This window comes from Paenibacillus sp. F024 (assembly GCF_057814255.1).
The window spans coordinates 47,575-61,277 of sequence record NZ_JBVASZ010000025.1 but is presented as its reverse complement, the minus strand read 5'-3'; the positions used below and the strand labels follow the sequence as shown (position 1 = coordinate 61,277).

The 13,703-nt window shown below is 46.7% G+C and carries 19 protein-coding genes and 1 rRNA gene; 3 read left to right on the top strand and 17 right to left on the bottom strand.

What is annotated here, in order from left to right; genetic code table 11:
* The 3 genes from ACZYR9_RS20965 to ACZYR9_RS20955 form a co-directional block, all read right to left on the bottom strand.
* A 16S ribosomal RNA gene (locus ACZYR9_RS20965) occupies positions 1–198 on the bottom strand; the annotation flags it as partial.
* Positions 199–506: 308 nt separating this feature from the next.
* Positions 507–725, bottom strand: a complete 219-nt coding sequence (locus ACZYR9_RS20960; protein ID WP_488980404.1) for a hypothetical protein — start codon at positions 723–725, stop codon at positions 507–509.
* A 183-nt stretch (positions 726–908) separates the two neighbouring features.
* Complete coding sequence (locus ACZYR9_RS20955; RefSeq protein WP_488980403.1) at positions 909–1,520, bottom strand: stage II sporulation protein M; 612 nt, start codon at positions 1,518–1,520, stop codon at positions 909–911.
* A 107-nt stretch (positions 1,521–1,627) separates the two neighbouring features.
* On the opposite strand from ACZYR9_RS20955, the gene pdaB reads away from it, so the two are divergent.
* Positions 1,628–2,413: a polysaccharide deacetylase family sporulation protein PdaB gene (gene pdaB / locus ACZYR9_RS20950; protein ID WP_488980402.1), complete on the top strand. Its 786-nt coding sequence runs from the start codon at positions 1,628–1,630 to the stop codon at positions 2,411–2,413.
* A gap of 140 nt (positions 2,414–2,553) precedes the next feature.
* Here pdaB and ACZYR9_RS20945 read toward each other — a convergent pair whose 3' ends face one another.
* Entirely contained in the window at positions 2,554–3,153 is a 600-nt protein-coding gene (locus tag ACZYR9_RS20945; protein WP_488980401.1) for a KinB-signaling pathway activation protein, read from the bottom strand.
* Positions 3,154–3,289: 136 nt separating this feature from the next.
* On the opposite strand from ACZYR9_RS20945, the gene gerD reads away from it, so the two are divergent.
* Positions 3,290–3,976: a spore germination lipoprotein GerD gene (gene gerD / locus ACZYR9_RS20940; protein ID WP_488980400.1), complete on the top strand. Its 687-nt coding sequence runs from the start codon at positions 3,290–3,292 to the stop codon at positions 3,974–3,976.
* 29 nt (positions 3,977–4,005) lie between these two features.
* On the opposite strand, the gene ACZYR9_RS20935 is transcribed toward gerD, so the two are convergent.
* The 4 genes from ACZYR9_RS20935 to ACZYR9_RS20920 all read right to left on the bottom strand — a co-directional run bounded on the left by ACZYR9_RS20935 (position 4,006) and on the right by ACZYR9_RS20920 (position 7,898).
* Complete coding sequence (locus tag ACZYR9_RS20935) at positions 4,006–5,109, bottom strand: Mrp/NBP35 family ATP-binding protein (RefSeq protein WP_488980399.1); 1,104 nt, start codon at positions 5,107–5,109, stop codon at positions 4,006–4,008.
* Positions 5,110–5,164: 55 nt separating this feature from the next.
* Positions 5,165–5,923 (bottom strand): N-acetylmuramoyl-L-alanine amidase CwlD, encoded by a 759-nt coding sequence (gene cwlD, locus ACZYR9_RS20930; protein WP_488980398.1) that lies wholly within the window; start codon positions 5,921–5,923, stop codon positions 5,165–5,167.
* Positions 5,924–5,994: 71 nt separating this feature from the next.
* Entirely contained in the window at positions 5,995–7,170 is a 1,176-nt protein-coding gene (gene sat, locus ACZYR9_RS20925) for a sulfate adenylyltransferase (RefSeq protein WP_488980397.1), read from the bottom strand.
* Positions 7,171–7,205: 35 nt separating this feature from the next.
* Positions 7,206–7,898, bottom strand: coding sequence for a phosphoadenylyl-sulfate reductase (locus ACZYR9_RS20920; RefSeq protein ID WP_488980396.1), 693 nt, complete (start codon positions 7,896–7,898; stop codon positions 7,206–7,208).
* 228 nt (positions 7,899–8,126) lie between these two features.
* Between ACZYR9_RS20920 and ACZYR9_RS20915 the strand changes: the two genes are divergently transcribed.
* On the top strand, positions 8,127–9,047 hold the full coding sequence (locus ACZYR9_RS20915; RefSeq protein ID WP_488980395.1) for a mechanosensitive ion channel family protein: 921 nt from the start codon (positions 8,127–8,129) through the stop codon (positions 9,045–9,047).
* Between the two features lie 65 nt (positions 9,048–9,112).
* Here the strand turns inward: ACZYR9_RS20915 and rpsI are convergent, their stop codons facing one another.
* The 9 genes from rpsI to infA all read right to left on the bottom strand — a co-directional run bounded on the left by rpsI (position 9,113) and on the right by infA (position 13,702).
* A complete protein-coding gene (gene rpsI, locus ACZYR9_RS20910; protein WP_488980394.1) occupies positions 9,113–9,505 on the bottom strand; it encodes a 30S ribosomal protein S9 in 393 nt (130 codons plus the stop codon).
* Positions 9,506–9,523: 18 nt separating this feature from the next.
* Positions 9,524–9,961 carry a 50S ribosomal protein L13 gene (rplM, locus tag ACZYR9_RS20905; protein ID WP_488980393.1) on the bottom strand — a complete coding sequence of 146 codons (438 nt, stop codon included), beginning with the start codon at positions 9,959–9,961 and terminating at the stop codon, positions 9,524–9,526.
* A 168-nt stretch (positions 9,962–10,129) separates the two neighbouring features.
* On the bottom strand, positions 10,130–10,888 hold the full coding sequence (gene truA, locus ACZYR9_RS20900) for a tRNA pseudouridine(38-40) synthase TruA (RefSeq protein ID WP_488980392.1): 759 nt from the start codon (positions 10,886–10,888) through the stop codon (positions 10,130–10,132).
* A 107-nt stretch (positions 10,889–10,995) separates the two neighbouring features.
* Complete coding sequence (rplQ, locus tag ACZYR9_RS20895; protein WP_010498832.1) at positions 10,996–11,361, bottom strand: 50S ribosomal protein L17; 366 nt, start codon at positions 11,359–11,361, stop codon at positions 10,996–10,998.
* A 47-nt stretch (positions 11,362–11,408) separates the two neighbouring features.
* Positions 11,409–12,353: a DNA-directed RNA polymerase subunit alpha gene (locus ACZYR9_RS20890; RefSeq protein ID WP_488980391.1), complete on the bottom strand. Its 945-nt coding sequence runs from the start codon at positions 12,351–12,353 to the stop codon at positions 11,409–11,411.
* Between the two features lie 127 nt (positions 12,354–12,480).
* Positions 12,481–12,876, bottom strand: coding sequence for a 30S ribosomal protein S11 (gene rpsK / locus ACZYR9_RS20885; RefSeq protein WP_013921137.1), 396 nt, complete (start codon positions 12,874–12,876; stop codon positions 12,481–12,483).
* Positions 12,877–12,895: 19 nt separating this feature from the next.
* Positions 12,896–13,264: a 30S ribosomal protein S13 gene (gene rpsM, locus ACZYR9_RS20880; RefSeq protein ID WP_488980390.1), complete on the bottom strand. Its 369-nt coding sequence runs from the start codon at positions 13,262–13,264 to the stop codon at positions 12,896–12,898.
* A 16-nt stretch (positions 13,265–13,280) separates the two neighbouring features.
* The gene (gene rpmJ / locus ACZYR9_RS20875; RefSeq protein ID WP_003333770.1) at positions 13,281–13,394 is read right to left on the bottom strand and encodes a 50S ribosomal protein L36; all 114 of its coding nucleotides are present in this window, start codon (positions 13,392–13,394) and stop codon (positions 13,281–13,283) included.
* 89 nt (positions 13,395–13,483) lie between these two features.
* On the bottom strand, positions 13,484–13,702 hold the full coding sequence (gene infA / locus ACZYR9_RS20870) for a translation initiation factor IF-1 (RefSeq protein WP_009676800.1): 219 nt from the start codon (positions 13,700–13,702) through the stop codon (positions 13,484–13,486).
* Position 13,703: the final 1 nt, after the last annotated feature.

Below are 13,703 nucleotides of genomic sequence, written 5' to 3'. Positions count from 1 at the left end.
TGATCTTCTCATGCGAGAAAACCACCTATCCGGTCTTAGCTACCGTTTCCGGTAGTTATCCCGATCTTACAGGCAGGTTGCCTACGTGTTACTCACCCGTCCGCCGCTAACTTATCCCGAAGGATAAGTCCGCTCGACTTGCATGTATTAGGCACGCCGCCAGCGTTCGTCCTGAGCCAGGATCAAACTCTCCATTAAAGTTGAGTCGATATAGCTCAAAATTTAAAACTGGCGAGAATCATACGATTCTCTATTTAAAGCACTCACTCGTTGTTCAGTTTTCAAAGGGCAATTTCTTCGACAAAGCCTCATTGCAGAAACAGCTACAAACTTTGTCGCTTGGTGTCACCTTGTTTAGCGGCGACTTTTATAATATACCACATTCACCTATCTCATTGCAAGCTTTTTTTGTTTCTTTTTTTCAACCAGCCTGCACGGCATAAGGAGAACGAGTTATAAATTATCATATCCCGTCCCCTGAAGTCAAGTCATTTAAATGAAATTTTTTAATGATGCATACGATTTCTCGCATACCTCAAAATTTCTTTAGGGGAAGCTAATCGTGCATACATACGAAAGATCACCTTATATCTCGATTCAATCGCCTTTTTAATATCGGAATCAATCCTTTTATCATTCAAATCAAAAAGCATCTCGTCCAGCTCTTTACGCAATACATAATCCAGCTCTCTGCATTCCCGTTCATTGAATAGGAAACCCAACATGGGCGGCGCTGCCCCTTTCAGCATAATATGAGGAGACACAAAAAGGGCTGCAGTGGAAGTGCAGATCATTAACCCCGAAGAAGGTCGGCACTTTCATTGCAAACCCATGACCTCCAAAAACATCTTGCTCGTTTTATTGTTATGCACAGTTTTTGGAATATTTATGAGCCGGAACCATTTTATTTATGTTTGTACAAGCCATAGCGTGAATGTACTTTCAATTAAAGCCGCGACGAATAATACAAGCACCAGCATCACACTAATCGGAACCAGCGCTTTAACGAATGCGCGAAGCTGTTCTTTAACTTGCTGAGAGCGTGCAGGACTAAAGATGGACAGAAACATTTTGAGCAGCAGCATGCCCAGCCGGAGCCCAAAAGCACATGCGACAATAATCGCCGGAAGCTCTAGTATTCCATGCGGCGCAATGGCCTTGATGACAAAGAGCCAAGATTCTTTTTGCGCGGCTGCCACCGTTATATATCCGAGAAGAAGACCGTTAACGATCAAGAAGAATAAGGGAAAAATGCCAAAGAGCACACCCATGACTATAACGAGCAGCGACTTGGATGCATTATTCCAAAAAATTAACCAGAATAACGACAACTGCTGATTCGGTTTTTCCGATATCGTCTCTGTAATTCGTCTCAATGCTTCCAATTGGGTATTAATAAAAGCTTGAAATTGTTCCGAGTACAAAGCGCCCATCAGCATGCCTGCCAGAAACACCAGCGCGGAAGCGATAAAATAGTGCTTCATCAATTTGATTTGTTCTACGGCATCCTTCCACTTCATCTGCAACCCCTCCGTTTTAAGCATAAGTTATTGGTACGAGCATACATTGTTACTAATAGTGATTAAACAAGCCTTTCGATTCGAGATGGGCAAAGGAGGCCAAGCATGTGAATTATTTTTATGTCTTCAACGGCAAAAAGCTTAAACAGGCGCTGATCATTACGGTAGCGATCCTGTTCGCTGCCGGAATCATTTACTCGGAAAGAGAAAATGTTTCCGTATTTACGCAAACCAAGCCCTCCGCCGTGTATAGCGTGGCCACGGACAAAAAGGTCGTTGCTCTGACCTTCGATATCAGCTGGGGGGACAAACGGACCGAACCCATTCTCAAAGTACTTGAAGATAAAGGGGTTAAAAACGCCACCTTCTTCCTGTCTTCGCCCTGGAGCAAGGAGCATCCGGAAATTGTGGATAAAATTGTGAAAGGCGGCTGGGAAGTCGGCAGTCACGGTCATAAACACGTCAATTACAGCAGCTTGAACGACGAAGAGATCCGCACTCAAATTCGTACGGCACACCAAATATTGAACGAAGTTACCGGGTTCTCCCCGCAGCTAATTCGATTACCCAACGGCGATTTCGATAAGCGCGTCCTCCGAATTGCAGAAGAGTTGAACTATTCCGTCATACAGTGGGATACCGATTCCATGGATTGGCAAAACCCGGGGGTAAACAATATCATCAACCGCGTGGTGACTAAAGCTCATCCGGGTGACATCATCCTGCTGCATGCCAGCGATTCCTCCAAGCAAACTCATGAAGCCCTTCCAGTCATTATTGATAAGCTGCGGGAGAAAGGGTTTGATTTTGTCTCGGTCAGCCAGCTTATGAAACTGGCACAAGTGAACAATAAACCGCCCGTAGAGGATACCCTCCAGAAACAAATTCATTGAAATCAAATGAGACCAATCATGAAAAGCTTCTGCTTCTGTTCGCAAAATCATTCGATTTTGAGCTGAAGCTTCTTGAAATATACAGCACCGCGATTCTCCGGATTAAACTTGCAAATTCTGACCTTATAACATAAGAGCCGTTACAGCGGCTCTTTATTGTTTTGAAGCACTTTGGATAAGATCAAAATTTGCCATGCATTGCAAGCAAACAGCGGAACCAACATAAAAACAGTGGATGGCGGATTATCCAAGCGAAGCGATGGGATCGCTTCGATCGCTGTGACCGCTATCATGAAAAACAATGTGGGAATCCATGCGTTTTGATTCGTCAGCCTTACTTTCCACCAGGATACAATCATCGAGGCGATTGTAAGTATAACGGGAAGCACCAAATAGCCCATCCATGCCGACTGCCCATCGCTTTGTGCATACCGTAAATAAACCAAATCAAACAACACAATGACAATAATGATTACTTGAAGCATATCCCAAATCCATTTGCTGCGAAACATCCCCATGAAAAGAAAGCGAATAATAAGATATGCAAAAAAGCCCATCTGGCTAAGAACGCTGATCGTGGCGCCGCCAAGAAGCATGGTTAACATGCTGAATCCAATTTCCTTGCCGCCAAGAGCTACCTGTTGATCCGATAACTGCAACATAAGCCCTGTAGCAATGGCAGTGACCGCCCCAACCAATAGAGTGGTCCAAAAGAGGTAGAACCATTTTCTTATTGTCACAACCGCAAACCTCCAATATGTCATTTCAACAGTTAATTGTACCAACCTTCACAATAAAAAGCTAACGACAATTGTGTTAATCCCGCCATCCATTACAAATACTATGGCTAAAATGATAAGAAAGGAGACCTGACTGATGATCGCTCGATGGATCCGTGTAGTTCCCGTTCTTCTGATCGTCGGCTTCTTAACGGCTTGCGGTTCGGAGACTCAAGCTTCATCCGGCAGCGGCGGCGCCAACTATAAGGATACCAAATCCATGGTACTCGACATCCTGAAGACGGAAGACGGCCGGAAAGCTATTCAGGAAGCTACGATTCAAGAGAACAGTAAGCTTCAAGTCCTTTCTGCAGGTGATACGCAGCAATTGCAATTGGCTGTGAAAGATGTACTGGTCGATACAGATAAAAACCAGTTTCTGCAAAAAATGATTACGGACCCGAAATTTGCCGGCCAGTTTGCAAAAGCGATTGAAAAGAATATGAAGCAGCTGCAAAAGGATTTAATGAAGGACCCGGAATATCAAAAGCAGATGATGGATGCCATGAAAAGCCCCGATTTTGAAAATATGCTGCTCGAAACGATCAAAGGCACACCTTACCGAACTCAAATGAAGACGGTCATTCAAGAATCGATGCAAAGTCCTTTGTTTCGTATGGAAATGATGGATTTATTGAAGAAGGTTCTTCAGGAAGAGTCTACTCCTAAACAAGGACAGCAAGGTGGCGGTGGCCAAGGTGGAGGCCAAGGCGGCGGTGGCCAGGGCGGCGGCGGTCAAGGTGGCGGCGGCGGTGGCGGCGGCGGCGGTGGTCAAGGCGGCTAAAAAAACAAGACAGGCCTAAGGCCTGTCTTTTATCCTTCTAGCTTACGAATCACTTGCTGTGCCATTTCTTTGTAAATTTGTCCGGTTTCCGTATCTGCTTTATAAACCGAAGGCGAATAGTCCGGCTCTGAAACATGGTTGTCCGGTACTCCGAGCGGAATTTGAGCTAAAAGGCTGGTATGCAGCTCTTCTGCAAGCTTCGCTCCTCCGCCGCGGCCGAACACATAATCCTTGTTTCCGCATTTACTGCAGGCATAATAAGACATATTCTCTACGACACCGAGAATTTCGTGATTGGTATGAAGAGCCATGGCTCCGGCTCTAGCCGCTACGAATGCGGCAGTGGCATGCGGTGTTGTAACGATGATTTCCTTGCTTTGAGGAATCATCTGATGGACATCAAGAGCAACGTCTCCCGTACCCGGCGGCAAATCGAGAAGAATATAATCCAGCGCCCCCCAATCGACCTCGCTGAAAAAGTTGCGAAGCATCTTGCCAAGCATCGGACCTCGCCAAATGACCGGCGTATTCTCCTCCACGAAGAACCCCATCGAAATGACCTTCACGCCAAAACGCTCTACAGGAGCAATTCGGTTCTCAATCGCCTGAGGGCGCTCTTCGATTCCCATCATGTCGGGAACGCTGAAGCCGTATATATCGGCATCAACCAGACCGACCTTCTTGCCGAGTCTTGCTAAAGCAACAGCCAAATTCACCGTCACGGTCGATTTGCCAACGCCGCCTTTACCGCTTGCAACGGCAATAAATTTCACTCCCGATTGCGGATCCAAGATATTGACAGCCGTGTTCGCAGCGCCCGGAGCAGCAGCTTTCGCCTCAGACGTACCGCCCGATTCTTGAACCTTACGCGCCGCTTCACTGCGTTCAAAATCGGAAAGCGGGCGGAAACGGAGATGCACCTGTTCCGAACCGGCTTTTGTGAAGGCCTCCGTTATTTCCTGCCGCAGCCGCTCCTTATATTCATCGCTCTCAATGGAAAGCAGTACCGTAGCCGATACGCGATTTTCCTTGATCATAATATCCCGGATAAAATTCAAATCGGCTAAACCTCTGTCGTATTCAGGATCCTTCAACTGGCCTACCGAAGCCAGCAACTGTTCTTTGTTTACCACATCGTCACCTCAGCCGTTAATTGTTATGTACACTGGTACTTATTATAACACAAAATCAGCCCGTTCCCACTTTTTCCCCGGAATAGTAGCGAAGTATCCCTTGATAGACCGCTGCCGCCACTTTTTTCTGATACGATGGATCTTTTAATAAAGCCGCTTCCCCTGGGTTGGACAAAAAGCCGACCTCTATTAAAGCACTCGGGATCTGGAGTGTTTTCAATAAAAAAATGTCCTTATCTGCTTGCTTGGCCACCCGATCGGTATTCTTCAAATTTTTCTTGAGCTCATCTTGAATTAAGGCAGCCAGTGCAGCATTATCGGCATGATTTGGATAAAAGAACGTTTGTGCGCCGGACCATTTTGTCGATGGTATGCTGTTTAAGTGAATGCTTACAAATAAATCGGTCTTGGATTGAGAGATGAATTCTGCCCGTTTCAACAGGTCCTCTGTTTTGCGGCGGCTGTAGCCCTTGGTCGACGGGTCCGCCAGGTCCCTGTCATCCTCACGCGTCATCACCACCAGCGCTCCCGCCTGCTGCAAATAATCCCGCAAATACTTCGTGATTGCCAGATTTACGTCCTTTTCATCCAGACCGTCTTTACTTCGGGCGCCACCATCGACCCCTCCGTGTCCTGCATCCAAAGCTATGATTTTACCTGAAAGAGGCATTGTCCAGTAAGTCCATGTTTTTGTAGAGGGGAGCTCATAAGTCAACATGAACATCATAAGAGCGACCAGTATAGCGGACATTACAATTTTGATTCCGCCGTGCATGGTCATCCATATCACAACCCTCTTTCTTCTTCGGAACATGAAAAATCCACCTCGCATCCCATAGACTCACTTTCATCTTATGGGACGAGGTGGATATTTAGACCAGCCGCTTATACCTGATATTCAGGTTCTTTCATACCTTCGATGAGCACTTGTGCCACTTCCGGGCGCGTGAATTGCGGCGGCGGGCATTCACCGTCGCGCAGAAGCGCGCGCACTTTGGTTCCCGACAAATGAAGGTGGTCTTCTTTGCCGTGCGGGCAAGTTTTACTCGAAGCCATATTGCCGCATTTGGTACAGAAAAAGCTGTGTTCAAAGAATAACGGTGTAATTCCAAGCTCTTCTACGGTGAAGTTGCTGAAAATTTCCTGCGCTTCATAAGTACCGTAATAGTCGCCTACGCCTGCATGGTCGCGTCCAACGATGAAATGCGTGCAGCCGTAGTTTTTGCGGACCATCGCATGGAAGATGGCTTCACGAGGGCCTGCATAACGCATAGCCGCAGGGAATACCCCCAAAAATGTACGATCCTTCGGATAGTAATTTTCAAGCAAAACCAAATAGCTGCGCATCCGAACATCAGCCGAAATGTCATCCGATTTCGTTTCGCCTACAAGGGGATTCAAGAACAGCGCATCAACGATTTCCATCGCGCTTTTCTGGATATATTCGTGTGCACGGTGAACCGGATTACGTGTTTGGAAGCCTACTACCGTCTTCCAGCCCTTTTCAGAGAAAATTTTACGCGTCTCGGCCGGGTCAAAATAAAACTCCTCGAACTTCTCAGGCTTCGGACGGTTTAGAACCTGTACAGGCCCTCCGACATAAGTGGCAGGCTTCGTGTACAGCTTCTGTACGCCCGGATGCTCTGTATCGTCGGTTTTAAATACCTTGACGGCCTCATACTTCTGGTCTACTTTATAGATGCTCTCCACTTTGATAATCCCGTAAATAACGCCGTCCTTATCGCCTACGAGAGCGACCTCTTGCCCCAGCTCCAGCTCCTCCGTAACGGCGTCCTCGATACCCAGCGTGATCGGGATGCTCCATACTGTCCCGTCGGCTAGCCTCATCCGTTCCACAACCGATTGATAATCCTGCTCCCCCATAAATCCGGTCAACGGGGAAAAAGCGCCTACGCCGATCAAATCCAGGTCTGAAATCGTCCATGCGTTGATTTTTAGCGGAAACAAGCTCTTGGCATGCTCAAGCAGCCGTTCTCTTTGCTCTCCCTCTACGATGCGGCTAATTAACGTACCGCCGTGCGGTTGAATGGTTTCTCCCATTGCTTACGTTCCTCCTATGATCCGAAAGATCTGTCTTATTTATGCAGTCCGCATTCCGTTTTCTCAAAGCCCGCCCAGCGACCTGCTCTCGGGTCTTCACCCGGCGCTACCTGACGTGTGCAGTGCTCGCATCCGATACTTGGGTAATTACGGTCATGCAGCGGGTTATAAATAATATTGTTATTACGAATATAATTCCATACATCCTCGGAAGTCCAGCTTGCCAGCGGGTTGAATTTGACCAACCCGAACTTCACATCGTACTCTACTTTTTTAGAGTTGGCACGGGTAGGTGCCTGGTCACGGCGAATTCCCGTAATCCACGCATCATAATTTTTAAGGATATCGGTGAGCGGATCAACTTTACGAATATTGCAGCATTGAGTCGGCTCGCTCTTCCACAATTCTTCACCAAATTTCTCCGCTTGCTCTTCCAGAGTCAATTTAGGAAGTACTTGTACGAATTCTAAGCCGTAATGCTGCTGCAAACGATCACGGGTCTCATACGTCTCTTTAAAATGTACATTCGTATCAAGATAGAAAATATCGGTTTTCGGGCTAACCTTCTGGAGCAGGTCGACAAGGACTACATCTTCCGCTCCGAAACTACAGGCAAGAGTGATATTCGGGAATCTTTCTACCGCAAAGGCTAAAAGTTCCTCAGGGCTTTTATTTTCAAATTCTTCCGCAGCTTGGCGAATAAGCTCTTCTTTCTCAAATAGATTCATAGTATAAGTGCCTCCTAAAAATTAATTCCGAGTAAATTAATGCGCTTTATTGTATTTGATTTTTATTATAACTCTTCGTGACTTTTTGTCAAATTAATTTTTTCTTTTGCTATGGGCGTATACCCTATTTTATTACCAAAAGACCTATTCTGTGAAAGAAGTTTGAGCATTTTCGTCAACTCAAGTACAATTTAGAAGAGATTTCTATACTGGGAGGTATGATACGACTTGTCTTATGAAACTGTTGAAAATCTGGAGAAGTATTGGAGCTGGAGTTTTTGGGAGCCTAATCTGCTGCTGCTTTTAAACAAATCGGGTATTCTCTTGCTAATCATCCTGATGACCTGGTTCATGCTGAAGATACGCAAAATTGTAATTTCACGCATTTTTATTCTAAGCCGATTGGAGTTAAGGCAAAGAAACACCCTAGAATCCCTGCTGCTCTCATTCACCAGATATGTGTTGTTTATCATCGCCGTCCTTATGTGTCTAAGTAATGTAGGATTGGAGGTAGGTCCCATTATTGCCGGTGCCGGGGTGATTGGATTGGCCGTTGGCTTCGGCGCCCAAACGCTTGTGAAGGATTTGATTACCGGTTTTTTTATTATCTTCGAGGATCAATTTTCTGTAGGAGATTATGTAACGATTAATAACGGCCAAATTAACGGGACGGTTGTCAGCGTAGGATTAAGAGCGACCAAAATTCGCACCTGGGCACAGCATGTCGTAGTCATTCAAAATTCAGAAATCCGCATCAGTCAAAACTATAACCGGGAACGCATGCGGGCCATTGTCAACATTACGGTTCCCTACGAGACAGACACGGCGGATATTGAAAAAGCCGTTTATGCCATTTCTACACGCCTCATCGCAACCATGCCTCAGATGTTTCTGTTAGATGACAAAGGTCAGGCCGTCGAGCCGCCGCAGCTATATGGAATTACGGATGTAGAAAATAATGCTCTTGGAGCTAAATATACCGTCACAAGCCTGGTGAAAGATGATCACTATTGGACGGCCTGCAAAGAGATCCGTAAGGCTCTCATCAATGAATTGAAATTGTCCGGGATTCACATTTCCTATCCACGCCGTGTAGAACGCAAAGAATGGGAATACGAGCCGAAACACATTCAGTCCACAATGAGCTAACTGATTATCTATCATCATACAAAAACCTCTCCAAATGAATGGAGAGGTTTTTGTATACGCAAATATTAACGTTTCGAGAATTGAGGAGCGCGACGAGCGGCTTTCAAGCCGTATTTCTTACGCTCTTTCATACGAGGGTCGCGAGTCAGGAATCCGGCTTTTTTCAAAGTGCCGCGATATTCAGGGTCTACTTTGAGCAAAGCACGGGAAATTCCGTGACGGATAGCTCCGGCTTGTCCGGAAATACCGCCGCCGTGTGCCAATACTACCACATCGTATTTTGTCAAAGTATCCGTGAGGTTCAGAGGCTGCTTCACGATCAGTTTCAATGTCTCCAAACCAAAGTATTCATTCAAATCACGCTTATTGATAATGATACGGCCTTCGCCCGGTACCAAGCGAACGCGTGCTACCGAATGCTTACGACGACCAGTGCCATAATATTGTACTTGTGCCACAAGACAGTCCTCCCTTTATTAACCGCGAAGTTCCCAAACTTCAGGTTGTTGTGCTTGATGCGGATGCTCCGAACCGGCATATACTTTCAGCTTCAGCTTAATGCGGTTGCCCAAACGATTCTTTGGAAGCATACCGTGAATTGCCAATTCCAACATGCGCTCCGGCTTGTTCTTCAGCATATCTCCTGCGGAGGTTACTTTCAAACCGCCCGGATGCAGGGAGTGACGGTAGTACATTTTGTTCTGCAGCTTCTTACCTGTCAGAACGATTTTCTCTGCATTGATGATGACGACGAAATCGCCGGTATCAACATGCGGAGTGAATTGAGGCTTATGCTTTCCGCGCAGGATACTTGCCGCTTCGCTGGCCAGACGTCCAAGCGTCTTGTCCGTAGCGTCGATAATGTACCATTTGCGTTCAACTTCATTTGGCTTCGCCATATATGTGGTACGCATGTAATTGTTCCTCCTAAATCTATCTTCATCACAATCAATCGTTTATCATTCGTATATTCAATCGTCAAATGGTCGTTTGCATGACCCGGGGCCGTGGGGTAGCCAGTCAAGAAACACCAATAGTTATTGTACTACATTTAGCTGCAGTAATCAAGGCCGCAATGGGTCTTATTCGTAAAAAACTTTCCACAGCATCAACCCGTGCGGCATAGCGGTAGGTCCCGCCAATGAACGGTCTTTGCCCTCCAGGATGCTTTGCATCATAGAGCTTCGCCGCTTGCCTTCCCCGATATCGATGAGCGTTCCGGCGATGATCCGTACCATGTTATATAAAAAACCGTTGCCGGTTAAATAGATATGCATAGCGAATGATTGCAGGTCCGAATCCATCGGTTCACATTCGATCCAGGCATCATAAATCGTCCTGACATGGCTTGGAGCCACGGTTCTGGTAGAACAAAACGATGTAAAATCATGTTCGCCTATCAACTGAAGTAAGCCTTCACGCATCGAATCGACGCACAGCGGGGTCGGATGGTGCACTTCCAGGTGGCTTTTGAAGATATCGACATATTTGCCGCACCGGATCGTATACCGGTATGTCTTTCGCTTGGCAGACCTCCTGGCATGAAACCTATCCTCTACCTGCTTTGCCTCCCATACAAGAATATCCCGCGGAAGCCAAGAATTTATTGCAAGGCAAAGGCGTTCAATCGGTATGCGGGAATGGGTGTGGAAGTTGAAGACTTGACCCTTTGCATGAACCCCTGCATCCGTCCGGCCTGATGCGATAATTTTCAGTTCTTCCCCTGTCAATCGCAGCAATGCATATTCAAGACGGTCTTGAACCGTGTTTTTTCCCGGCTGCGTCTGAAATCCACTATACGCGGTACCGTCATAGCTGACGGTCATGCAAATGTTCCTCACGGTCAAGCCCTCCGTGCGTAATTCCGTTTACCTTTACCTGACTACAAAAAAAAGGGTTTCATCAGAATCATAAGATCCCGTCCACCCTTTCCCATCCTTTTTTTCTCTTAAGCCCGGTCTACAAGTTCCAAGTAAACCATTGGTGCTGCATCGCCGCGGCGAGGACCCAGCTTCAAAATGCGGGTATACCCACCTTGACGTTCTGCATAGCGAGGAGCCAAATCGGAGAAAAGCTTCTGAATGGCATCTTGATTCTCGTTCGCTGCTTCACGGCGAACGAAAGAAGCTACTTGACGACGCGCATGCAGATCTCCGCGCTTAGCCAATGTGATCAGCTTCTCTGCGATCGAGCGAAGCTCTTTCGCTTTTGCTTCCGTCGTTTGAATACGTTCATGTATGAATAAGTCGGTTACCAGGTCACGAAACAAAGCTTTACGCGCACTGGAATCACGACCCAACTTTTGGTATGCCATGTGTGCAACCTCCTTCTGTTCAATTAGTCACAGTCGCCTGCTTGGGATTAATCTTCCATGCGGAGTCCAAGGCCAAGCTCTTCGAGCTTCTCTTGCACTTCCTCCAAGGATTTGCGGCCCAAGTTACGAACCTTCATCATATCTTCTTCCGTTTTCGTGATCAATTCCTGCACCGTGTTGATGCCGGCACGCTTCAGGCAGTTGTAGGAGCGCACAGAAAGATCAAGTTCCTCGATCGTCATCTCAAGAACCTTCTCCTTCTTGTCCTCTTCCTTCTCAACCATAATTTCCGCATCTTTCGCCTCATCGGTCAAGCCCACGAACAGCATCAAATGCTCGGTTAAGATTTTCGCACCCAAGCTAACGGCTTCTTCAGGTCTGATACTTCCATCGGTCCATACTTCGAGGGTTAGTTTATCATAGTTGGTGACTTGACCGACGCGAGTATTTTCCACGCTGTAATTGACACGGGTGATCGGAGTATAGATCGAATCAATCGGAATTAGGCCGATCAGTTGGTCCTCGCGCTTGTTCTTATCCGCCGATACGTATCCGCGGCCACGGTTCGCATGAATTCTCATATGAAGCCGGGCATCGGAGGAAAGCGTAGCAATGTGCAAATCCGGATTCAGAATTTCCACATCGCTATCGCCGCGAATATCGCCAGCCACAACAGCACCTTCACCTTCGGCATCGATCTCAAGAACCTTCTCCTCATCGGAATGAATCTTTAACGATAGCCCCTTAAGGTTAAGGATTATCTCCGTAACATCTTCCATGACACCCGGAACCGTGGAGAACTCATGCAGAACCCCGTCGATTTGCACGGATGTTACAGCCGCACCCGGCAACGACGAAAGCAGAATTCTGCGAAGAGAGTTGCCCAGTGTAGTTCCGTAGCCTCTTTCCAAAGGCTCAACGACAAACTTTCCGTAGGTGCCGTCATCGCTTGAATGTACGGTCTCTATTTTCGGCTTTTCGATTTCGATCATTGGTTAACCCTCCTTCAAACGTCGTTTCCATCTGGATAACTTAAGACGTATAAGACGTGCAGTATGCCTATCCAAATAGTATTCACAGCTTTTGGATAATTATACCACCATGCTTAGCAATCCTGAATTAGACACGACGGCGTTTCGGAGGACGGCAGCCGTTATGAGGAATCGGAGTCACGTCTTTGATCAGGTTAACTTCGAGCCCAGCGGCTTGAAGAGAACGAATCGCAGCTTCACGGCCTGCGCCCGGTCCTTTAACCATGACTTCAACAGCTTTCATCCCATGCTCCATAGCGGCTTTCGCAGCGGACTCAGCAGCCATTTGAGCGGCAAACGGAGTGCTTTTACGCGAGCCTTTAAAGCCAAGATTACCGGCGCTAGCCCAAGAAATCGCGTTCCCGTGCGGGTCTGTAATAGTAACAATCGTATTGTTAAACGTGGAGCGGATATGTGCCACTCCGGAGTCGATATTTTTCCGGTCACGACGTTTAGTACGAACAACTTTTTTTGGTTTAGCCATTTATACGCTACCTCCTTTACTATTTTTTCTTGTTAGCTACCGTACGACGAGGACCTTTACGCGTACGAGCGTTTGTTTTAGTCCGTTGACCGCGAACAGGCAGGCCGCGACGATGACGAACACCACGATAGCATCCGATCTCGATAAGACGCTTAATGTTCAATGCGATTTCACGACGCAGATCGCCTTCCACTTTCAGTGTTTTGTCGATCACGTCACGGATTTTGCTTACTTCATCCTCTGTCAGATCGCGAACGCGAGTGTCAGGATTAATACCGGTTTGAGCAACAATTCTCTGAGCGGTAGTGTTACCGATGCCGAAAATGTAAGTCAAAGCGATGATTACCCGCTTGTCACGAGGTAAGTCTACACCAGCAATACGTGCCATTTATACCTGCACCTCCTTAACCTTGTTTTTGTTTGTGCTTCGGATTTTCACAGATTACCATAACGTTCCCTTTGCGGCGAATGACTTTGCATTTTTCGCAAATCGGCTTGACCGATGGTCTAACCTTCATGGTGGTTACCTCCTAAGAGTTTGCCTAGCAAACTTTCTTCGTAAGCAATACTGAGCTTGCACAGCAAACTTTCTTCGTATGGATTACATTTATTTAAAACGATAGGTTATACGGCCTCTGGTCAAATCATAAGGCGATAGTTCAACCGTCACCTTATCCCCGGGCAGGATCCGGATAAAGTGCATTCTGATTTTCCCGGATACATGAGCAAGTATCTTATGACCGTTCTCCAGTTCAACTTTAAACATTGCATTCGGAAGAGGTTCAATCACTGTACCTTCAACTTCAATCACATCTTCTTTGGCCACA

Bases quoted from the DNA above. Each gene is read 5' to 3' on its own strand.
- ACZYR9_RS20960 (WP_488980404.1), bottom strand. From the start codon at position 725: ATGTTGGGTTTCCTATTCAATGAACGGGAATGCAGAGAGCTGGATTAT.
- ACZYR9_RS20955 (WP_488980403.1), bottom strand. From the start codon at position 1,520: ATGAAGTGGAAGGATGCCGTAGAACAAATCAAATTGATGAAGCACTAT.
- gerD (WP_488980400.1), top strand. From the start codon at position 3,290: ATGATCGCTCGATGGATCCGTGTAGTTCCCGTTCTTCTGATCGTCGGC.
- cwlD (WP_488980398.1), bottom strand. From the start codon at position 5,923: ATGTTCCGAAGAAGAAAGAGGGTTGTGATATGGATGACCATGCACGGC.
- sat (WP_488980397.1), bottom strand. From the start codon at position 7,170: ATGGGAGAAACCATTCAACCGCACGGCGGTACGTTAATTAGCCGCATC.
- ACZYR9_RS20920 (WP_488980396.1), bottom strand. From the start codon at position 7,898: ATGAATCTATTTGAGAAAGAAGAGCTTATTCGCCAAGCTGCGGAAGAA.
- rplM (WP_488980393.1), bottom strand. From the start codon at position 9,961: ATGCGTACCACATATATGGCGAAGCCAAATGAAGTTGAACGCAAATGG.
- rplQ (WP_010498832.1), bottom strand. From the start codon at position 11,361: ATGGCATACCAAAAGTTGGGTCGTGATTCCAGTGCGCGTAAAGCTTTG.
- ACZYR9_RS20890 (WP_488980391.1), bottom strand. From the start codon at position 12,353: ATGATCGAAATCGAAAAGCCGAAAATAGAGACCGTACATTCAAGCGAT.
- rpsK (WP_013921137.1), bottom strand. From the start codon at position 12,876: ATGGCTAAACCAAAAAAAGTTGTTCGTACTAAACGTCGTGACCGGAAA.
- rpsM (WP_488980390.1), bottom strand. From the start codon at position 13,264: ATGGCACGTATTGCTGGTGTAGACTTACCTCGTGACAAGCGGGTAATC.
- rpmJ (WP_003333770.1), bottom strand. From the start codon at position 13,394: ATGAAGGTTAGACCATCGGTCAAGCCGATTTGCGAAAAATGCAAAGTC.